The organism is Geobacillus zalihae, from assembly GCF_030414215.1.
In the GTDB taxonomy this organism is placed as follows: domain Bacteria; phylum Bacillota; class Bacilli; order Bacillales; family Anoxybacillaceae; genus Geobacillus; species Geobacillus zalihae.
In genome coordinates this window covers 1,812,800-1,832,594 of record NZ_CP129217.1, presented here as the reverse complement: position 1 = coordinate 1,832,594, position 19,795 = coordinate 1,812,800, and the positions used below count along the sequence as shown (strand labels likewise).

Below are 19,795 nucleotides of genomic sequence, written 5' to 3'. Positions count from 1 at the left end.
TTCGCCTTCCGTGATACACTAAAAGAAAAAAGAAAGGGGAACGCTGATGGGAGAGGCGGAACGGCGGCTTGAGGAGCTCGGCCAATGGCGGGAGGAAGATCCGAAAGAACGGCTCGAGCAGCTGAATGAGCGGCTCGCGGTGGAGGATGCGTATTATCGGGCCGCAGAAGATGAGAGGGCGCGCGAACGGTATTACCGCCATCTGCCGCTTGAAGGGGACGGATTGATGTTGTTTGTCCGCTATCATGAACTGGCGGCGCACACCCATAAGCGGCGGCTGCCGTATTTTTTCAGCAAGGATGAGTATTTGTACACATGGGTCGACTTGCACCCGGACGGAACGGTGCGCAGCTTGTATTCCGGCGAGCGGAAAGATCCACGAACACTGATCGTTCAAGATGTGGAAACGATGAAGCGGCGTTATGAAGAGTTTCGTCAACTGTTGAGAAGGACGAAAAATGGATGGGGCGATGTGCACGAGCGGGTGAACACGATCGAGCAGCAATGGAAATTCAATGCGGAACATGTTGTCCCGCAGTCGTGGTTTGGCGCCCGCGAACCGATGAAAGGCGATTTGCATCATTTATTCGTTTGCCAGCCGGAGTGCAATACGATGCGGTCGAATTTTCCGTACGCGGATTTCCCGTTTTACAATCCGGAAGATCCCGACGAGCAAATCCAAAACCGCTGCGGCGTCGTCCATAACGGCTATTTCGAGCCGGAATACGGCAAAGGGACGGCGGCAAGGGCGATGCTTTACTTTCTGCTTCGCTACCCGAAGGCGATCGCGAAATCATTCCGGCGCAAAATCGATATTCCGCTCCTTGTCCGTTGGCACGAACAATTTCCGCCAACGGTGTATGAGCATCATCGCAACAGCGCGATTTTCTTCATCCAAGGCAACCGCAATCCGTTCATTGATTTCCCGGAACTAGCGGGAAGGATGGTGTTTCCGTTTGAGGGGGCGCTGTGAAATGAGATTGAGGGCGGATGTCCGCTTTTTGTTTCCAAAGAGCGCCTAATCGTCCGAGAGCGGAAAAACAGCGTGATAATAGGCAGAAAAGCTGTCTCCGAAAAACGGTCGTTTCATTTCGGGAGACAGCTTTTTTGCGGCTAAACAAAGCGTGAGAGAGGTCAAGCGGAAATCGTTTGTTCATCCGTTGCCTGGCGGTCTGCTTGTTTGCGGAAGTACGTTGCGACAATCGGGCCGGAAATATTGTGCCAGACGCTGAAAATAGCGCTTGGAACGGCGGCGAGCGGCGAAAAATGGGCGGTCGCTAAAGCCGCACCAAGCCCAGAGTTTTGCATGCCCACTTCAATGGAAATCGCCTTTTGTTTTGGCGGCGACAGGCGAAACAGTTTGGCAAACCAATACCCAAGCAGCAAGCCCAATCCGTTATGAACAACGACAATAAGAAAAATCAGAAGCCCGCTTTTGGCAATGGCCGCTTGGTTTTGCCCGACGACGGCGGCGACGATGGCAACAATGGCGATGACCGAAACGAGCGGCAGCGCCGGGATGCACGCTTTTACTTGCTTTTGGAACAGCGCCTGGGCGATGAGCCCTAAAACAATCGGAATCAGCACGACTTTAACGATCGACCAAAACAAGGCGGCAGCGGACACCGACAGCCATTTTCCCGCTAAAAGCAAAATGAGCGACGGCGTCAAAATCGGCGCTAAAATCGTCGAAACAGAAGTGACGGCGACCGACAGCGCCGTATCCCCTTTCGCCAAATACGTCATGACGTTGGACGCCGTCCCGCCCGGGCAGCAGCCGACTAAAATAATGCCGAGCGCCACCTCACGTGAAACCGGCAGAAAGTAAGCGAGCAAAAACGCGACAAGCGGCATGATGAGAAACTGGGCAACGACGCCGATTAACACATCAAGCGGACGCTTGAACACCTCTTTAAAATCGTTCGCTGACAGCGTCAATCCCATGCCAAACATCACGATGCCTAGAAGCGGCACGATATACGGAGCGATCCACGTAAATGCGCTGGGAGCGAAAAAGGCGAGCGCTCCAAACAGAAGCACCCAGATGGCAAAGGTGTTGCCGACAAAGTTGCTGATTTTTCCTAGTGTGTTCATTGAGCTTCCTCCTTGAGCAAAGATGGGAAAGATATACAAAAGATTATATACACTTTTCAGAAAAATTCAACTGATGAGGTGGCGAATTTTGAAGAAATGATGACAATGAGGAATGATTGTGAAAAAAGTCACTCCTTTCTTCTTTGCTTATGGTATGATTGGAATTGAGAAGAAGAATCATTATTGAATCACAGGAGAGACGGATAGAAAAACAGGGGGAAATGATCATGGTGCTGACTGATTTGCATAAAGGGGAAACAGCGGTCGTCGTCCGTCTGGCCATTGAGCAGGAGGCACTGAAACAGCGTCTTCTTCATCTAGGGGTGAAAGAAGGGAAAACGGTGCGGTTGAAAGCCGCGATGCCGTTTGGCGGACCGGTGATGATCGAAATCGATGGACAGGCGATCGGCTTGCGGCGCAAAGAGGCGTCATCGATCGAGGTGAAATAAATGTCCTACATCGCTTTATTTGGCAATCCAAACACCGGCAAAACGTCATTGTTTAACTGCTTAACTGGGTCTTATGAATATGTGGGCAACTGGAGCGGGGTGACGGTCGAGAAAAAAATCGGAGTGCTCCGCCAGCACGGGGTTTCGGTGGTCGACTTGCCCGGCGTGTATTCGCTTCAGCCGCTGTCGCGTGATGAAGGAGTGGCGACCGATTTTTTATTGACCGAGCCGTGCTCAGCGATTGTCAATATCGTTGACGCGTCACAACTTCAGCGCAACTTGCATTTGACGGTTCAGCTATTGGAATTTGGCCGCCCGCTCATCATCGCTTTGAATATGGTGGATGTCGCTGAAAAACGCGGCGTCAAAATCGATGCCGCCAAGCTGTCACGCCATCTCGGCGTCCCAGTTGTTCCGGTCATCGCCCGAACGGGAAAGGGGACAAAGGAGTTATCGCGCACCATTTTGTCGGCAAAAGACGGACACCATTCCCGCATTTTTATTGATTACGGCGTTGAGGTGGAACGCGCGATCCGCCGCATTGCCGAGCAGCTGCCGGACGATGTGCCTGGAAACAAACGATGGGCGGCGTTGCAGTTCCTTGAAGGAAACGAGCGCATCGCCGCCTATTTGCGCGGGCGGTTGGATCTTTCTCCGCTTCTAGAAGCCCGCGCAGAGGCGGAACAGAAGCTCGGATCTTCGGTCGCCGAACAGATTTATGAGACGCGTGACCGCTGGATCGGTGAGGCGATCGCTGTTGCGGCGATCGCGCTTGAGAACAAACCGTTGACATGGACGGAAAAAATCGATGTGGTTGTGACAAACCGTTATGTCGGGCTGCCGATTTTTTTGGCGCTGATGTATCTCGTGTTTATGCTCACGTTTAACTGGCTTGGGACGCCGCTTGCCGATCAGCTTGACGCTTTCTTCTCAGGGCCGTTCACTGATTGGCTGTCCCGTCTTCTCGACTGGGCGGGGGCGTCGCCGTTTATCAAGGCACTCGTTTTGGACGGGATTGTCGCTGGGGTCGGCGGGGTGTTGGTGTTTGTGCCGCAAATTTTCATTTTGTTCTTTTTCATTTCTTTGCTTGAAGACTCCGGATATATGGCGCGCGTGGCGATGGTGATGGACCGGATGATGGAAGCGATCGGGTTAAACGGCAAGGCGTTTATCCCGATGATCATTGGCTTTGGCTGCAACGTTCCTGGAGTGATGGCGGCGCGCACGATCGAGCAGCCGAAAGAACGGCTGTTGACGATCTTGGCGCTGCCGTTTATGTCGTGTTCCGCCCGCTTGCCGGTGTACGCCTTGTTTGCCGGCACGTTTTTCGTCCGCGAACAGGCGCTTGTCGTCTTTTCGCTTTACGTGCTTGGCATTGTAGTGGCTTTGGGGCTCGCCAAGTTGTTCTCATCGACGCTCTTGAAAAACGAAAGTTCGCTGTTTGTCATTGAACTGCCGCCATACCGCGTGCCGCAGGCGCTCACGTTATGGCGGAGCACATGGGAGAAAGGGAAAGGATTCATCCGCAAAGCAGGAACCTTTATTTTCGGCGGTTCGGTCGCCATTTGGCTGTTGACGTATATCGGGCCGCATGGGGTCGGCGTCGCGATGGATGACAGCTTTCTCGCCGCCATCGGCGGCCTCATCGCTCCGTTGCTTGCCCCGCTTGGCTTTGGCGCCTGGCAGGCGGGCGCGGCTTTGATCACCGGCTTTTTGGCGAAAGAAGTTGTGGTGTCGACGATGAATATTATTTACCACGTTCATGAGGAGAATGGGCTGAAGCAGGTGATCGCCTCCCATTTCACGCCGCTGTCGGCGTTCAGCTTTATGGTGTTCGTCCTGCTTTATACGCCGTGTCTAGCGACGGTGGCGGCGATTCGCAAAGAAACCGGGTCGCGGAAATGGACGCTGTTGTCAATCGGATGCGCGCTGACGGTTGCGTATGTCATTTCGTTTGCCGTCTATCAGTTTGGGCATATGCTTGGTTATTCATGAAAGGAGAGAGAATCGATGATCGTGAATCTTGTGATCGGCGGAGCGATTTTTGCCTACGCCGGCTGGACGCTGGTTCGCCACGTGAAAAAAAGCGCCAAAGGGGCGTGCGCGTCATGCCATGTGGCTGACCATTGCCGAGGCAGCTGCGGGACGGAGAGGTAACCCGTTCAAGACGAACGGATTCCTGACGATGATCGGAATCCGTTTTTCTCATTTTCCGACGAAAGACTTTCGCTTCCATGTTGTAGGATAGCCAAAAAATAAGCGGGGATACAATGGGTAAGCTGCTTCAACGGACCATCCGTTTCAACGGGCTCTGGAGGACAAAAGATCAGGCCGCCCTTTGTTTTGGCTGTTGGGTGTTGTTGCCTCAATGATGGCCGAAACACCGGGGGTAGAAAGCTTTTTTCGTTCAACCGTTGAAACTCAAGGGAAGACCGTGAGTGTGGAGGATAAACTTTTGACAATACCTAAAAATTGAGGATAGCGAAAAGGCGGCTTTGGATCAAGGTTCGCACAGTTGTGTAAAAACAAAGCAGCAAAAAACGACGTTGTGGTCCTGTCATCCAAGTTTACTGGGTTGGCGATGGAATTTCACGCAATAATTGAACTTGACCCGGCTTTGGCCCGCTCTTTTCCTCACTCTTTTCCTCACTCTTTTCGTTTTTGGATGGGACGGATGTAACTCTCTAATTCGTGGGCAAGATGCTGGATGCAATCATTTCCTCGGAACTTGGCATCCTCGACAAGGTACACTGTGAAATTTTCCGCTTCTTTATTGGTCATCGTGAACTCATATCCATTCAAATCAAGGAACGTGACGAATACGGTTAAAGCCGTCCGCTTATTGCCGTTGTGGAAAATATGACCTGTCGCGATGGAATGGTAATAGCAGCAAGCCTTTTCAATAATCGAAGGGAACTGTTCCTCCCCGAACAATTTCGTTTTCGGTCTTTCCAACATCCACGCGAATTTATCGGGGAATTGGATCCCCGCTTGTTCTGCATCGTCGTACATTTCCATGACCGTGTAATGGATAAATATGATTTCTTCCGCTGTCAAATAATAAACCATGTTTTCCTCCAGCTGCTCCTTTATCTATATTTCAAGTTGCGCAGCGCTTCGTCATATTTGGAGATCGCGCGGTTCATCGCCATCGCGACTTCAGGACGGACTCCTTTTGGAATTCGGTTTGCGCGTTTCATCACGATTTCCCCTCGTTCCTTGTCGTAATATATTTCGATTTCATCGCCTTTATTTAGGTTTAGCATCGTGGCTAAATCTTTCGGGATGCTAACGGACAAACTATTCCCGACTTGGCTAATCCGACGTGTATACGTTTTGTCATTCTTGCTTCCCAACATTTCCGCGTCCATTTCTTTTTCATCTCCTTTCCATAATATGGACAAAAAGGACGTTTTTATCCATAAAATTATTACTGTACCCGTGGTGCTAGTTGAGCGTCAGCGCTCAACCAGCCCTAGTGTGACCAAGGAATAAGCCAACAAGATGCCATCGAGTGCCACTTCAAACCCGGCCATGGAATTCGCTCGAATGTCGGTGATCCGGTATTGGTCTACGAGAATCGAAAACACCGTCTCGATGACTTTGCGTTTTTTTTGGATCCATTCTTCCCATGCCTTGGATGGGCCGTGCTTTTGATTGTGTCGAGACGGTGTCCAGAACGCGACTTGGTGTTCTTCGTACAGCTTTTCTCGAAGAGCGTGGCTGATGTACCCTTTGTCCCCAAAGTTGTAGGGATGAGGGATTTGAGTCATCACCGTTTCAGCGGCTTTGACGTCGTGGCAGGACGCTTCCGTCACGACATAGCCCATGGCCAGCCCTTGATTGGTCACTTGAAGATGCAGCTTGAAACCGTAGTACCATTGCTTTTTGGAAGCACAATACCCCATATCTGCGATCCCTCGAAATCGCTTGACGCGCTGCATTCTCACGGGATGGCACAACGGAAGAGGCAAGCTGTCGACGACCGCATAAGCATGGTGTTGGCCACGTTTCGCCAGCTCATGACGGATCCATTTGATGGCGAAACCAAGCGCCCGGCAGCGGCGGTTGTATCGGGAGCGTTCAAGAAACGAGCCGTTTGTGAACAAATTTCCCGTGACAAAACGATGCCAGGCTCGTTCGGAAGAAAAGCCCAGCAGCTTCCCCAAAAGGTGAACCGCCATGACCACTTCGTCTTCTTGCTTGACCAAGTGACGGTTGCGGCGATGAAGATACATTTGAATCAACGACAGTTGGGCAGAAACAAAACAGAAAATAGCGGCATATTGTTTTTGAAGTTTGGCTGGATCTGTAGTAAAATGAAAGTGCTCTTGCATGGGGGATCTCTCCTTTCGAATGTTGGGTGACACTTTCATTCTACTGGAGATCCGCCAGCAAGGGCTATTTTTATGCTTGATCAAGTTTATCTAGCACCACGGGTTACTGTATAAACAATTATAACAATGATCTTCCGAAAAGCAATACGGAATAATAAAAAAGGGCTTTTTGTCTTTCAACGAGAAAAACGCATGCCGCATTTGCAGTCGGGGGATCATTCCATTGAGGGTAGGTTCTTTGTCACTATTCAATGGATATACATGACGCTGTTTTTGTCGTTTCTTGTTTCAAAGAATGACGAAAACGAAAAGAAGGAAACGATATTCATCAAAATTTGTTTGTAGTTAGGACGAACGGACTATTTACATGGAATGAAAAAAACGGTAAAAATAGAAGTGAGGACATTAGTTTAGAAAAAAGAGAAAATTCTGTTTATCAAGGGGACAGCATTATGGTTTACGATGGAATCATTTTGTCGTTGTTGATCGGCTGGTTTCGCGGCGGAAGCCTGAAAGGGTTGGCCAACATGAAATTGCGCGGCGGTTGGCTGTTCCCGATCTTATTGGCGGTGCAGTTTGTGGTTTTTTTCCTGCAAGAGCGGGTCGCATGGATCTCGAGCATGAGCAACGGCATTTTTCTCCTCGTCTACATCACCGGGCTCGCGTTTTTATGGCTCAACCGCCATCAGCCGGGGTTTTCGGTCATCTTCGCCGGCGTCTTGCTTAACTTTATCGTCATGGCCGTAAACGGCGGACGGATGCCGGTATCGATCGAAGCCGCCCAATTTCTCGGCCGCGAATACATCGAAGCGTTAAAAGCCGGTCTGTACGGCAAGCACCAGGCGATCACATCGGATACGCTTCTGCCGTTTCTCGGCGACATCATTCCGCTGTCTCCACCGTACCCGCGCCAACAAGTCATCAGTATCGGCGACGTCGTGATGAACGTAGGGGCGTTCTTGTTCATCCAGCATCTGATGCTCAGTGCACCGCGGCATGGGGCAGACGATGCTGAGAAAGAAACAACGGCCGCTCCTGCGAATCAATAAATTAAGGGGAGGAGTTTATTTATGAAATGGAAACAAACTCTTATTAACCTGTTGATTATTGGGTCTGTGATTGTTGCATTGACATCGGGTATGAAGCTTGTGTAATAATGATTGTGTAATAACGATTGAAATGACGAGGGGCTGAAAACTGCCTCTCTTAGCTTTTTTATAAATTTTGAATTACTGAGAGTGATTTTGAATGGGAAATCGTATATCGTCTATCGGTGTCAAACTCTATATTTTAGGGATTTCTTTACTGGGTCTCTTTGTTTATTTTTTTCATTTGACCGTCTCATTTTTTTCTTTGAGTGATTGGGTTTTGATTTATGTATTAACAGCTTCTGTTCTTATAGTGAATCGTTTTTTGATTTACCTTCCCCCAAAAGGGAACTCTATTTCTATGGATTCATCGATTTATTTGGCTTGTTTATTTGTTTTTAATTTACATATTACGTTACTTGTGTTGGGAATATTTAGTTTTATATATGCCCTATATAAAAGAAGCATTGAATTATGGAAGCATTTATTTAATTTTTCTATGTATTGTTTGATGATTATAAGTGCACATTATGTTTTTCATTTATCTGGAGGAACGGTCGGCACGATAAATATTACCAATATCTTTCCTTATATAATTTCTTTGTTTGTTTATTTTTTAGTAAATATACTGGTGCTATCTTGTTATTTTATTATTTCTTCACAACGTTTATTTAATGGTGTTCTCAATTTCGGATTATTAAAAGAAGTGGGAATGACCTATTGCATTACTCTAATTCTTTCGCTTGTTTTGTTATTTTTGTTGCAAGAGGCCAAATATTTTGGTGTTTTCTTGTTTACCATTTTAATCACATTTTTATCCATTGCCTTCCGGAAGCTTCTTTATTTATATCAGGAAAAAGCAAATCAAGTCAATCGCGACCATCTCACCGGCCTATACAACCACGGTTTTTTCAAAGAAACGCTCAAGGAGCAGTTTTCCGACTGCAAGCTGTTGAAACAGCCGTTGACCTTGGCATTTCTGGATTTGGACGATTTTAAAAAATACAATGACCGGAACGGGCATTTGCAAGGAGATCGTTTGTTGGCTTTTTTTGGGAAGCTGCTGCAACAAGCGGTGGAAGGGACGAACTTCACGGTCGCCCGCTATGGCGGCGAAGAGTTTGCCATTTTAATGCCCAACACGACGAAAGAAGACGCGTACGCGTTTTTAAACCGGTTGCGCAAAGAAGTGAACGATACATATTTTGACGGCGTCGAGCATATTCCGTACCGTTGCCTGTCGTTTTCGTGCGGCATCGCCGAGATGGAAAAGGATATGCATGAAAGCGATGAGCTCATCCACCGCGCCGATCAGGCGCTTTATTACGCGAAGGCGCAAGGGAAAAACAACGTTCAGTTGTATGATAAACATAATATGTGCTTGGATGAAATTAAGTTTAAACAAGACTTGGAAGCGCTCGAGCAGCAAGTGAAATTCTTTCTTTCGAAAGATGTCTATACATACCGCCATAGCAAACGGGTGTTTAAATATGCACTTGAATTTGGCAGCCGCCTTGACGAATTGACGGTCCATGAACGGCAGACGCTTGCCCTGGGAGCGATTATTCATGACATTGGAAAAATCGAAGTGCCCCGGGATATTTTAAATAAGTCTGGAAAATTGGAAAAGCATGAATGGGAGATCATTAAAAAGCATGTGACGTGGGGGCGCGAGATTGTGGCGGCGGAGAAGCGGTTTGATGAGTTGATTCCGCTTGTCGAGCTGCATCACGAACGATATGATGGAAAAGGGTATCCGTACGGGCTGAAAGGGGAAGAAATCCCGAAATTGGCCCGCATTTTGTGTATTATCGACTCATTTGACGCCATGACGACCGAGCGGCCGTACCAGCCGACGAAAACGTTTGAAGAGGCGCTTGAGGAAATCGAGCGTTGCGCTGGGACGCAGTTTGATCCCGTGTATGCGGCGAAGTTTGTCGCGTTTGTGCGCGAGCATTATTTGCCGCTTGCCGAGATGGAGCAACTGAATTAAGCGACAGAAGGCACTTGCCGATGGCAAGTGTTTTTATTTTGGTTTTGAATGTTTTTGAATGGTTTTTCTTATTTATTGAATGATATTGATAGAAAATGAATGTTTTTGATTGATTTTTTCGTTGTCTTGGGATATGATAGAGTTGTAAGCGATATCCCCGATGATCGGAGGTGGGAGTGTGCTGACAGAAGAACGTCACCGCCTCATTTTGGACCTGTTGGCGCAAAAAGGGGTTGTCAAGCTGCAAGAGCTCGTTGACGCGACCGGGGCGTCAGAGTCGACGATTCGCCGTGATTTGACGCAGCTTGAGACCGAAAAGAAACTGCGCCGTGTGCACGGCGGGGCGGCCTTGTTGCAGCAAAAACGCGAAGAATTAAGTGTGTCGGAAAAGTCGCTGAAATATATAGAGGAAAAGCGGCGGATCGCCGCCTATGCGGCCAGCTTGGTGCAAAAAGGAAACTGCATCTATTTGGACGCGGGAACGACAACGCGGGAAATGATTCCGCACTTGGCTGGCAAAGAGGTCATCGTGGTCACGAACGGCGTGATGCATGTCGAGCGGCTGCTTGAGCATAACGTCACGACGTATTTGGTCGGCGGCATGATCAAGCCGAAAACGAAGGCGTTGATCGGGCGGGGCGCCATCGAGTCGCTGCGGCAGTACCGCTTTGACCAATGCTTCATCGGCGCCAATGGCGTTCATTACGATTATGGTTATACGACGCCGGATCCGGAAGAAGCGCTGGTGAAATATACGGCGATGCAGCTGGCGCAACGTGCGTATGTGCTTGCTGACCATTCGAAGTTGAATGAAAGCTCGTTTGCGAAAATTGCGGATTTGCATGAAGCGGTGTTGATCACCGATGAATTGGATGAAGAGTGGAAAGATTTGTATCGAACTAAAACAACGGTAGAGGTTGTGGCTCCATGATTTACACATGTACGTTGAATCCATCTGTGGATTATATCGTTCACCTCGATGAGCTTCATGTTGGCGAACTGAATCGTTCGCTGAAAACGTTCACATTTCCAGGCGGGAAAGGGATCAACGTATCGCGCGTGTTGAAGCGTTTCGGTGTTGACAGCACGGCGCTTGGATTCGTCGGCGGGTTCACCGGCGGGTTCATTGAAAGCGAGCTTCGGAAAGAAGGCATTGCTTGCGATTTTGTTCATGTCCCAGGGCAAACGCGCATTAACGTCAAACTGAAAGCGGGGCGGGAGACGGAAATTAACGGTGAAGGCCCGATGATTGCCGATGACGATGCCGCGCAATTGATCGCGAAAGTCGGAGCGCTTTCGGCCGGTGATGTGCTTGTTCTCGCTGGAAGCGCGCCGACGTCGCTGTCGGCGGACATGTACGAGCGATTGGCGGCTCGAGCGGTGAAACGGCGTGTTCGTCTTGTTGTCGATACGAGCGGTCCGGCGCTCGAGGCGCTGCTCGCCTGCCGGCCGTTTCTTGCCAAGCCGAACCACCATGAGCTGGCCGAACTGTTTGGCGCCGCTGTGCTGACGAAAAAAGAAATCATCCTCTATGGCCGCCGGTTGGTTGAAAGAGGAGTGGAACATCTCATTGTGTCAATGGGCGGCGCGGGGGCGTTTTACTTCGGCCGGGAAGCAACGCTGTTTGCCGAAGCGCCAAAAGGAACGGTGAAAAATTCGGTCGGGGCGGGCGATTCGATGGTCGCTGGATTTTTGGCCGCCTGGGCGAGCGGAACATCCATTGAGGAAGCGTTTGCTTACAGTGTCGCCGCTGGAAGCGCGACCGCGTTTTCGGAAGATTTGTGTACGAAAGAGGAAGTGGAAGCGCTCGTCGACCGCGTCCATATCGTGCATTTATAAATTGAAAATAAAGGGGGATTGGGCCAATGAAGATTACAGATTTGTTGACAAAAGAAACGATGATTCTCGCGCTTCAAGCGAAGACAAAGGGCGAAGTCATTGATGAACTGGCTGAAAAGCTTGCCGAAGCGGGAGCGGTCAGCGATGTGGAAGCGTTTAAGCAAGCCATTTGGGCGCGGGAAAAACAAAGCACGACCGGCGTTGGCGACGGCATCGCCATTCCGCACGCCAAAACGGCGGCGGTCAAGCGCCCGGCGGTGGCGTTCGGCCGTTCAGTGGAAGGCATTGATTATGAGTCGCTCGATGGCAAGCCAAGCCATTTGTTTTTCATGATCGCCGCGCCAGAAGGCGGGGAGCAGACGCACCTTGAGGCGCTCGCCCGCTTGTCGTCGATGTTGATGGATGCATCGTTCCGTGCTCAGCTTGAAACCGCTTCAAGCGAGGAGGAGATTATCCGTTTGGTTGCCGCGAAAGAAAGCGAGCAAGAAGCTCCACAGCAAGCGGTGCGGGCAGGGAACGGGCGGAAAGTGTTGGCAGTAACCGCTTGTCCGACCGGAATCGCTCATACGTATATGGCCGCTGATGCACTGAAGGCGAAAGCAGCCGAAATGGGGGTATCCATCAAAGTCGAGACCAACGGCTCAGATGGAGTGAAAAACGCTCTCACCGCACAGGAGATTGAAGAAGCCGCGGCGATCATTGTCGCAGCCGATAAACAAGTCGACATGGACCGTTTTGACGGGAAACCTGTCATCCAAGTGCCGGTCGCTCGTGCGATCCGCGAGCCGGAGAAGCTCATCGAGCAGGCGCTCCGCCAAGACGCGCCGATTTATCGGGCAGGCGGTGCGGCGCGGGGCAGCGTGGGGGCGGCGAAACCGCGCACCGGTTTTTACAAGCATTTGATGAACGGCGTATCAAATATGCTTCCGTTTGTCGTCGGCGGCGGGATTTTGATTGCCATTTCCTTCACGTTCGGCATTAAAGCGTTTGACCCGAACGATCCGTCGTATCATCCGTTTGCCAAACTGTTAATGGACATCGGCGGCGGCAATGCGTTCGCGTTGATGGTTCCTGTGCTGGCCGCATTCATCGCCATGAGCATTGCCGACCGGCCGGGGTTTGCGCCGGGGATGGTCGGCGGTTTTCTGGCGGCGAACGGCGGGGCGGGTTTCTTGGGCGGATTGATCGCTGGCTTTCTGGCCGGGTATTTGGTCGTCGGGCTGCGCAAACTGTTCAGCCGCTTGCCGCAGTCGCTTGAGGGGATTAAACCGGTGCTGCTCTATCCGGTATTCGGCATTTTCCTCACCGGCGTCATTATGATGTATGTGGTCATCGATCCTGTCAAGGCGTTGAATGAAGGACTGAAACATTGGCTTTCCGGCATGGGAACAGCCAACTTAGTGCTGCTTGGTGCGGTGTTGGGAGGTATGATGGCGGTCGATATGGGCGGACCGATCAACAAAGCGGCGTATACGTTTGGGCTGGCGATGATTGAAGCTGGCAACTTTGCGCCGCATGCGGCGATTATGGCTGGCGGGATGGTGCCACCGCTCGGATTGGCGCTGGCGACAACGTTCTTTAAAAAGAAATTCACGAAAGCCGAGCGGGAAGCCGGAAAAACGTGCTATATCATGGGCGCTTCGTTCATTACCGAAGGGGCGATTCCGTTTGCCGCGGCTGACCCGGTGCGGGTCATTCCATCGATTATCGTCGGATCGGCTGTTGCGGGAGCGTTGACGATGTGGTTCCATATCGGGCTGCCGGCGCCGCACGGAGGGATTTTCGTCATCCCGATCGTCAAAGGCAGTGCATGGCTTTATATCTTGGCTATTTTGATTGGTTCCATCGTAACCGCATTGATGGTCGGGTTGTGGAAAAAAGAAGTGGAAGAATAATAGAAGAAGAGGCGTTTCGCCAAAGGCGGAGCGCCTTTTTTGTTATGGAGTTTGCTATTTTTCTTACCAAATTTTCATGACAATGGTCATTTATCATGATAAAATGAACGGTTGTAAATGAGAGGAGAACCCATGATGAACACGTTTTTGCAGCTGAATACGATTTTTATCAGCATATTGATTGAATCGTTGCCGTTCGTCGTGCTCGGGGTGTTTGTTTCCGGAGTCATTCAAATGTTTGTCAGTGAAGAGACCGTACAACGGTGGGTGCCGAAAAACCGCCTTTTGGCCATTGTTTATGCCACATTGCTTGGAGTGTTTTTCCCTTCATGCGAATGCAGCATCGTGCCGATCACCCGCCGTCTCGTCGCCAAGGGGGTGCCGCTTTACGCGGCCGTGCCGTTTATGTTAACGGCGCCCGTCATCAATCCGGTTGTGCTGTTTTCGACATATATCGCCTTCGGAAGCAGTTGGACGATGGTATTGTGCCGGGCGCTGTTCGCTTGCGCCGTCGCCGTCGCTGTCGGTGCCGTGATAGCGATTCGGCATGAAGGCAGCGAGTTGCGCCATGAACGGCGCGAGATGCCGATGATGCCCCGTACTTGGAAAGAGAAAATCGTCGGCACCCTGCGCCATACGATCGATGAATTTTTTGCGACCGGGAAGTATTTGATCATTGGGGCGTTCATTGCTTCGGTGATGCAAACGTATGTGAAAACGTCGGCGCTTGTGTCGATCGGCAATGGGAAAGTGGCGGCCTCTTTGGTCATGATGGCGCTCGCCTTCGTGCTGTCGCTCTGTTCCGAGGCGGACGCCTTTATCGCCTCGTCGTTTCAAAGCACATTTCCGTTTCACGCGCTGGCAGCGTTTCTCGTTTACGGGCCGATGCTCGATGTGAAAAATACGCTCATGTTGTTTCAGTCATTCCGCGCCCGGTTTGTGTGGAAACTGATTTCCTATATCACGTTGTTTGTGTTTGCCGGATCGCTATTGATCTAGCAAGGAGGTGGCGGCATGATTCGCATGTATATTTTGCTTGGGTTTGCGTTTTTGTTTTTTCATTTATATATTACTGGAGAGTTGAGCAAATACATTAATATGCGGTATTCGTATATTTCGTTTAGTGCGATGTTTGTGTTTGCTTTTTTAACGATCGTGCAATTTGTGCTGGCAAGCCGCAACGAGGAACCGCACGATCATGGGGAAGAATGCTGCGGCCATCATCATCATGAGCCGTCCGCGCGCTGGAAGCGGGCGGTGAATTACCTTATTTTTGTTTTTCCGCTTGTTTCCGCCTTCTTGTTTCCCGTTGCGACGCTGGATTCTGAAGTCGTAAAGGCGAAAGGGATTCATGTTCCTGGGATGGCGGCTGACAGCAGCGATCCGTTTGCCCAGCGGCAGTTTTTGCGTCCGGATACGAGCATGTATTATGGGCGGGATGATTATCAAAATGCCATGGAAAAAGAGCTGAAAAAATACAGCCGTCTCCCTCGCTTGGAGTTGAATGATCAAAATTATTTAAATGCCATGGAAACGATTTATCAGTTTCCTGGCGAATTTGCCGCCCGCGACATTGAATTCACCGGGTTTGTCTACCGTGAAGAAACGGCGCGCGCCAATGAGGCGTTTCTCCTTCGCTTTGGAATCATTCATTGTGTTGCGGATTCAGGGGTGTACGGGCTGCTCCTTCAGTTTCCAAAGACGGCGCCGCTTCAAAATGATGAATGGATTCATGTGAAAGGTACGCTATCCACCATGTATTACCAGCCGTTTCATATGACGCTTCCGTATGTAAAAGTGACGTCATGGGAGAGGGTGGCCAAACCGAAGGAGCCGTACGTATACCGCCAATTCAATGAATAAGAGCGAGCCGCGGACTGGCTCGCTCTTTTGGATAAAGTTGCGCTCATTCCTTTTGCCGCGCTTGTTTCACCATGGTGATTGCGCTTGTTTGGCTGAACGAATTGTCGAATGGGGAAAGGGCCGTCAACGCTTGGGCGGCATCGATCACCTCGCCGAGTTTCAAGCAAAGCAAGCGCTCCTCTTCCAATCCGCGCCGCCGCCATTCAGCCCATAGGCGGTCAAGCGCTTCTTTCGGCGTATCGTCCGCGAGGCGGAACGCCCCGTAATGCATCGGCACAAACAGCCGGGAGCGGCAGTCCAAAAACGCCTGCACCGCTTCTTCGGGTGTGGTGTGCTGCGGCCCCATGAACCATTCCGGTTCGTACGCGCCGATCGGCAAGAGCGCATAGTCGATGGAAAAGCGTTCGCCGATGTCGCGAAAGCCGCGGAAGTAGCCGCTGTCGCCGGCGAAGTAGATGGTGGGCGCGCCGTTTGATGTGATCACCCATCCGCCCCAATGCGACGTGTTCGTGTCCCACAGCGTCCGCCGCGTCCAATGCTGGGATGGAACAAACGTCAGCGACACATCACGGAAGACGACCGTTTCCCACCATGACAGTTCGGTGACATGGCGGTAGCCGCGGCGGCGGAACAAGCGGCCGAGGCCGACCGGCACGAACACGTGCGGATCGCCTTTTAAGCGGCGGAGGCTGCCGAAATGCAAATGGTCGTAGTGGCCGTGGGAGATGAGCACAACGTCCACGGGCGGCATCTTGTCAAGCGGAACGCCGGGAGCCGTCAAGCGTTTGGCCGCGCCCATCCAATTCGCCCAGACGGGATCGGTGACGATGGTGATGCCATTGAGTTGAACGACAAAGGTCGAATGGCCGACCCAACAGAGCTGCGGCCTGCCATTCGGCTCCTGAAGCCTCTCGTATTGAGGCGGTGAAACATGCGGCACGACGTAGGACAAATCTTTTTGTTTTTGTTTCCGCTCCCGCTGCCAGCGGCGGAAATCGGCCCATGTTTTGTGCGTCGAGACGCCGTCTAAGTTTTCATAGCGCTTGGCCAACGATTTCTCACTCCATTTTTTGTGTTATATTATTTAGAGTAGCAAACCTTTTTTGCGAAGTACAAAATGTTTGCCCAGGTGGTGGAATGTATGCTTCGTTCGTTTACAATCCGCACGGCAAAGCGGGATGAAATGATCGACATTACTTCATTCGTCGAGGAGACGGTGCGCCAGGCTAACGTGACGGAAGGGATCGCTGTCGTTTATTGTCCGCATACAACGGCTGGCATCACCATTAACGAAAACGCGGATCCAGATGTCAAGCGCGACATGATGCGCCGCTTTGATGAAACATATCCGTGGGAGCATCCGCTTGACCGCCATATGGAGGGAAACACAGCCGCCCATATGAAAGCGAGCACGGTTGGTGCGTCGCAGCACGTCATCATTCATGAAGGCCGCCTGCTCCTTGGGCGGTGGCAAGGCGTCTATTTTTGCGAGTACGATGGGCCGCGCCACCGGACGTTTTACGTGAAAGTCATTGGAGGATGAAACCATAATTATATTATGTGAATATTAAACATAAGGAAAGACGATGGCTGAATCATACCGTCAGCAAATGGGGAAAAGCATAGAAAAGACCCGGGCGAATCGTTTGCCCGGGTTTTTCTATTGGCAAAAAGCCGGCTGGCGCCGTTGCCCTTACGCCGGCGTCGTCAAAATGAGCGGTCCGTTTTTCGTAATGGCGATCGTATGTTCATATTGCGCTGAATACGAGCCGTCGATCGTTCGCGCCGTCCAGCCGTTCGGATCCATTTTGCTTTGCCATGCCCCCATGTTGACCATCGGTTCGATCGTGATGACCATCCCTTCCTTTAAACGCATCCCTTTTCCTTTTTCACCGAAGTGGGGGACATACGGTTCTTCGTGGATCGTCGGGCCGATGCCGTGTCCGGTGAAATCGCGGACGACGGAAAAGCCGTGCGCTTCGACGTACGTTTGAATGGCGTGGCCGATGTCGCCGATCCGATTGCCGAGAACGGCTTGCTCGATTCCTTTATAGAGCGACTGCTCGGTGACGTTAAGCAGTTTTTGCACGTCTTCACCGACGTCGCCGATGGCGTACGTCCAGGCGGAATCGGCGAGCGCTCCGCGCAAATTGACGACAAAGTCGATCGTGACGATATCGCCTTCTTTCAGCGGCTCGTTGCGCGGAAACCCGTGGCAAATTTCATCGTTAATGGAAGCGCATGTCGCATACGGATAGCCGCGGTATCCTTTTTGTTCCGGTTTGGCGCCGTATTTAGCCAAAAACGTTTCAACGAACCGGTCGATTTCCATCGTTGTGACGCCCGGTCCGATGCGTTTGGCGATCTCTTGATGACAGGCGGCCAAGAGTTTCCCCGCCTCGCGCATCAATTGAATTTCCCGTTCCGTTTTGACGTGAATCATGCAACTGTCTCCTTTTCCCTCGATGTGTTTCGCTTCGATAAGTATTGTAGCAAAAAGAACGGTGATGTGAAACCGCGGCAATCCATTCTGAACTGCGGATCGATTCCAAGATTTCACCTCAAAATAGGATGCGAAAGAGGCGAAGATGCTCAGGAAAAAGAAAGGCCCTTTGATGGGGCATACAGAATTTCGAGTGATTGATCCTTGCCTGCAAAAAGCTTTTCCAGCTCGCCTCTGCTATGTCAAAAGGCGGCAAACAGCTGTTTTTCTTTATCAGAAATCGTTGAGGAAGAAGGAGACGGTGCGAGCGGCAAATAAATCGACACCGTCGTTCCTTTATGTATTTCGCTTTCGATGCGAATCGTTCCGTTCATCGATTCAATGATGCGGTAGACGACCATCATCCCGAGCCCCGTGCCTTTGACGCCTTTCGTCGTAAAATACGGTTCGCCAAGCCGTTCGAGCTGTTCTTTCGTCATGCCAACGCCGGTATCGGCGATGCGGATGAGCACGCGTCCGTTGTCAATGGAGACGTATACTTGCAACGTCCCGCCGTTAGGCATCGCTTCGATGGCGTTTTTCATTACGTTGAGCAAACATTGACGGAATTTTTCGCGCTCACCGATGACGGAAAATGGCGCAAGCGTCGCTTGAATATCGACGCAGCTCATATTGGCGAGCGGGCGGAGGATGTCAATGACTCGCTCGATTTCGAGCTTCACGTTCAGCTTTTCCGGCGTCTCGGGCGCCGGCTTGGCAAACGTCAAGTAATCGGTGATGATCGCTTCAGCTCGGTCAAGCTCCTCAATGGCGATGCGCGCATACTGGCGGCGTTTGTCGGCAGCGAGCGGCTGCTCTTCGATCAGTTGGATAAACCCACGCGCCGCGGTGAGTGGATTGCGAATTTCATGGGAGATGGAAGCAGCTAAATGGGTGACGGCTTCCATTTTCTCGGCCCGAATCACTCGTTTGCGCAGCGCGATGTTATGGTGCACCATTTCCTGAAACGAACAAACGATGAGCATGCTGATGGGCTGTACAAACAAAAAGATAAGCGCAACGGAAGGCGGAGGAGAAACCGCAGCAGCCATCCACTCCGCTATGGCGACGGTCAACAGGCCAGAGCCGAAGCTGAGCGATACAGCGAACAGCGTGCGCTGTTTGGTTGGCAGCTCGACAAACCGTTTTGTCAATAAACTGCTTGTTGCAGCGATGGCGATGGAAACGACGACGGTGACGAAGACGCCAGCTCCGCCGAACAGCGAGCGGTAGGCGATCGATGTCAACGCTAAAACCGTCGCCGCCCCCGCTCCGCCGTACAAACCGCCAAGCCATAGAGGAATTTGCCGCAAGTCGAAGATGAAATCATTCTCTGTTCCGACCGGGAGGGTGATGCATAACATGATCACGACGGCGTAACAAATGGTCGGCAAATAAAGGCGGAATCGTTTTGGCCTCTTCTCCTGCTCCGTACAGAGGGGAACGAGGAACACCGGCAGAAGGATGAAAAACAAGTTGAGCAAAAAGTCTTTAAAAATATTCAGCATCGCGGCACCTTCTTTCCCATCGTCAAGCTGCATAACCAGAATTTCTACAAAAACTGCGAATATATTACATTGTAACCGGAAACCGACCCGCATGTTAAGGTCGAATTCATAGCCTTTTTTTGATATAAATCTTGTTTTTTCGACAAGAGCAGGAAAAAAGAACTATTTTTTGTTTATTTAGTAAAGTAGCGGTTTATTATTATCAAACTATTTTGTAATATTTTAATTGTATATATATTCTATCATA

The 19,795-nt window shown here is 50.8% G+C and carries 19 protein-coding genes; 12 read left to right on the top strand and 7 right to left on the bottom strand.

The window, feature by feature from the left end:
• The first annotated feature begins 46 nt into the window (after positions 1–46).
• Entirely contained in the window at positions 47–973 is a 927-nt protein-coding gene (locus tag QWV57_RS09340; RefSeq protein WP_015374940.1) for an endonuclease I family protein, read from the top strand.
• Positions 974–1,134: 161 nt separating this feature from the next.
• Here QWV57_RS09340 and QWV57_RS09335 read toward each other — a convergent pair whose 3' ends face one another.
• Complete coding sequence (locus QWV57_RS09335) at positions 1,135–2,094, bottom strand: bile acid:sodium symporter family protein (RefSeq protein WP_015374939.1); 960 nt, start codon at positions 2,092–2,094, stop codon at positions 1,135–1,137.
• 227 nt (positions 2,095–2,321) lie between these two features.
• Here QWV57_RS09335 and QWV57_RS09330 point away from each other — a divergent pair, with 227 nt between their 5' ends.
• From QWV57_RS09330 to QWV57_RS09320, 3 genes are read left to right on the top strand one after another with little or no spacing between them, the layout of a single operon-like run.
• Entirely contained in the window at positions 2,322–2,543 is a 222-nt protein-coding gene (locus tag QWV57_RS09330; protein ID WP_015374938.1) for a FeoA family protein, read from the top strand.
• Positions 2,544–4,538 carry a ferrous iron transport protein B gene (gene feoB, locus QWV57_RS09325; protein WP_129446931.1) on the top strand — a complete coding sequence of 665 codons (1,995 nt, stop codon included), beginning with the start codon at positions 2,544–2,546 and terminating at the stop codon, positions 4,536–4,538.
• A 15-nt stretch (positions 4,539–4,553) separates the two neighbouring features.
• Positions 4,554–4,700, top strand: coding sequence for a FeoB-associated Cys-rich membrane protein (locus QWV57_RS09320; protein ID WP_129446929.1), 147 nt, complete (start codon positions 4,554–4,556; stop codon positions 4,698–4,700).
• A 489-nt stretch (positions 4,701–5,189) separates the two neighbouring features.
• Here QWV57_RS09320 and QWV57_RS09315 read toward each other — a convergent pair whose 3' ends face one another.
• The 3 genes from QWV57_RS09315 to QWV57_RS09305 form a co-directional block, all read right to left on the bottom strand.
• Positions 5,190–5,612, bottom strand: coding sequence for a type II toxin-antitoxin system death-on-curing family toxin (locus QWV57_RS09315; RefSeq protein WP_129446928.1), 423 nt, complete (start codon positions 5,610–5,612; stop codon positions 5,190–5,192).
• Positions 5,613–5,632: 20 nt separating this feature from the next.
• A complete protein-coding gene (locus QWV57_RS09310; protein WP_049626673.1) occupies positions 5,633–5,914 on the bottom strand; it encodes an AbrB/MazE/SpoVT family DNA-binding domain-containing protein in 282 nt (93 codons plus the stop codon).
• Between the two features lie 87 nt (positions 5,915–6,001).
• Positions 6,002–6,880: an IS982-like element ISGsp1 family transposase gene (locus tag QWV57_RS09305; RefSeq protein WP_014195983.1), complete on the bottom strand. Its 879-nt coding sequence runs from the start codon at positions 6,878–6,880 to the stop codon at positions 6,002–6,004.
• Positions 6,881–7,332: 452 nt separating this feature from the next.
• On the opposite strand from QWV57_RS09305, the gene QWV57_RS09300 reads away from it, so the two are divergent.
• The 7 genes from QWV57_RS09300 (at position 7,333) to QWV57_RS09270 (ending at position 15,558) form a co-directional block, all read left to right on the top strand.
• Positions 7,333–7,929 carry a DUF5317 domain-containing protein gene (locus QWV57_RS09300; protein ID WP_094238747.1) on the top strand — a complete coding sequence of 199 codons (597 nt, stop codon included), beginning with the start codon at positions 7,333–7,335 and terminating at the stop codon, positions 7,927–7,929.
• A gap of 199 nt (positions 7,930–8,128) precedes the next feature.
• A complete protein-coding gene (locus tag QWV57_RS09295; protein ID WP_301099572.1) occupies positions 8,129–9,961 on the top strand; it encodes a diguanylate cyclase in 1,833 nt (610 codons plus the stop codon).
• Between the two features lie 178 nt (positions 9,962–10,139).
• Positions 10,140–10,892, top strand: a complete 753-nt coding sequence (locus QWV57_RS09290; protein ID WP_081132609.1) for a DeoR/GlpR family DNA-binding transcription regulator — start codon at positions 10,140–10,142, stop codon at positions 10,890–10,892.
• Positions 10,889–11,800, top strand: a complete 912-nt coding sequence (gene pfkB / locus QWV57_RS09285; protein ID WP_081132608.1) for a 1-phosphofructokinase — start codon at positions 10,889–10,891, stop codon at positions 11,798–11,800. Before QWV57_RS09290 ends, pfkB begins: the two co-directional genes overlap by 4 nt.
• A 26-nt stretch (positions 11,801–11,826) precedes the next feature.
• Positions 11,827–13,695: a PTS fructose transporter subunit IIABC gene (locus tag QWV57_RS09280; RefSeq protein WP_129447007.1), complete on the top strand. Its 1,869-nt coding sequence runs from the start codon at positions 11,827–11,829 to the stop codon at positions 13,693–13,695.
• A gap of 132 nt (positions 13,696–13,827) precedes the next feature.
• Complete coding sequence (locus QWV57_RS09275; protein WP_129447006.1) at positions 13,828–14,694, top strand: permease; 867 nt, start codon at positions 13,828–13,830, stop codon at positions 14,692–14,694.
• A 15-nt stretch (positions 14,695–14,709) separates the two neighbouring features.
• Positions 14,710–15,558 carry a TIGR03943 family putative permease subunit gene (locus tag QWV57_RS09270; RefSeq protein WP_060787902.1) on the top strand — a complete coding sequence of 283 codons (849 nt, stop codon included), beginning with the start codon at positions 14,710–14,712 and terminating at the stop codon, positions 15,556–15,558.
• A 43-nt stretch (positions 15,559–15,601) separates the two neighbouring features.
• On the opposite strand, the gene QWV57_RS09265 is transcribed toward QWV57_RS09270, so the two are convergent.
• Positions 15,602–16,609 carry an MBL fold metallo-hydrolase gene (locus QWV57_RS09265; RefSeq protein WP_013523837.1) on the bottom strand — a complete coding sequence of 336 codons (1,008 nt, stop codon included), beginning with the start codon at positions 16,607–16,609 and terminating at the stop codon, positions 15,602–15,604.
• 90 nt (positions 16,610–16,699) lie between these two features.
• On the opposite strand from QWV57_RS09265, the gene QWV57_RS09260 reads away from it, so the two are divergent.
• Complete coding sequence (locus QWV57_RS09260) at positions 16,700–17,101, top strand: secondary thiamine-phosphate synthase enzyme YjbQ (RefSeq protein WP_013145243.1); 402 nt, start codon at positions 16,700–16,702, stop codon at positions 17,099–17,101.
• 150 nt (positions 17,102–17,251) lie between these two features.
• Here the strand turns inward: QWV57_RS09260 and map are convergent, their stop codons facing one another.
• Together map and QWV57_RS09250 are read right to left on the bottom strand one after the other, a co-directional pair.
• Entirely contained in the window at positions 17,252–18,001 is a 750-nt protein-coding gene (gene map / locus QWV57_RS09255) for a type I methionyl aminopeptidase (protein WP_013145244.1), read from the bottom strand.
• Positions 18,002–18,243: 242 nt separating this feature from the next.
• Positions 18,244–19,548: a sensor histidine kinase gene (locus tag QWV57_RS09250; RefSeq protein WP_060787947.1), complete on the bottom strand. Its 1,305-nt coding sequence runs from the start codon at positions 19,546–19,548 to the stop codon at positions 18,244–18,246.
• Positions 19,549–19,795 lie beyond the last annotated feature (247 nt).

What these genes read in the sequence shown, in the direction of transcription:
- QWV57_RS09340 (WP_015374940.1), top strand. Translation starts at nt 47, where the DNA reads ATGGGAGAGGCGGAACGGCGGCTTGAGGAGCTCGGCCAATGGCGGGAG.
- QWV57_RS09335 (WP_015374939.1), bottom strand. Translation starts at nt 2,094, where the DNA reads ATGAACACACTAGGAAAAATCAGCAACTTTGTCGGCAACACCTTTGCC.
- QWV57_RS09330 (WP_015374938.1), top strand. Translation starts at nt 2,322, where the DNA reads ATGGTGCTGACTGATTTGCATAAAGGGGAAACAGCGGTCGTCGTCCGT.
- feoB (WP_129446931.1), top strand. Translation starts at nt 2,544, where the DNA reads ATGTCCTACATCGCTTTATTTGGCAATCCAAACACCGGCAAAACGTCA.
- QWV57_RS09320 (WP_129446929.1), top strand. Translation starts at nt 4,554, where the DNA reads ATGATCGTGAATCTTGTGATCGGCGGAGCGATTTTTGCCTACGCCGGC.
- QWV57_RS09315 (WP_129446928.1), bottom strand. Translation starts at nt 5,612, where the DNA reads ATGGTTTATTATTTGACAGCGGAAGAAATCATATTTATCCATTACACG.
- QWV57_RS09310 (WP_049626673.1), bottom strand. Translation starts at nt 5,914, where the DNA reads ATGGACGCGGAAATGTTGGGAAGCAAGAATGACAAAACGTATACACGT.
- QWV57_RS09305 (WP_014195983.1), bottom strand. Translation starts at nt 6,880, where the DNA reads ATGCAAGAGCACTTTCATTTTACTACAGATCCAGCCAAACTTCAAAAA.
- QWV57_RS09300 (WP_094238747.1), top strand. Translation starts at nt 7,333, where the DNA reads ATGGTTTACGATGGAATCATTTTGTCGTTGTTGATCGGCTGGTTTCGC.
- QWV57_RS09295 (WP_301099572.1), top strand. Translation starts at nt 8,129, where the DNA reads ATGGGAAATCGTATATCGTCTATCGGTGTCAAACTCTATATTTTAGGG.
- pfkB (WP_081132608.1), top strand. Translation starts at nt 10,889, where the DNA reads ATGATTTACACATGTACGTTGAATCCATCTGTGGATTATATCGTTCAC.
- QWV57_RS09280 (WP_129447007.1), top strand. Translation starts at nt 11,827, where the DNA reads ATGAAGATTACAGATTTGTTGACAAAAGAAACGATGATTCTCGCGCTT.
- QWV57_RS09275 (WP_129447006.1), top strand. Translation starts at nt 13,828, where the DNA reads ATGATGAACACGTTTTTGCAGCTGAATACGATTTTTATCAGCATATTG.
- QWV57_RS09270 (WP_060787902.1), top strand. Translation starts at nt 14,710, where the DNA reads ATGATTCGCATGTATATTTTGCTTGGGTTTGCGTTTTTGTTTTTTCAT.
- QWV57_RS09260 (WP_013145243.1), top strand. Translation starts at nt 16,700, where the DNA reads ATGCTTCGTTCGTTTACAATCCGCACGGCAAAGCGGGATGAAATGATC.
- map (WP_013145244.1), bottom strand. Translation starts at nt 18,001, where the DNA reads ATGATTCACGTCAAAACGGAACGGGAAATTCAATTGATGCGCGAGGCG.
- QWV57_RS09250 (WP_060787947.1), bottom strand. Translation starts at nt 19,548, where the DNA reads ATGCTGAATATTTTTAAAGACTTTTTGCTCAACTTGTTTTTCATCCTT.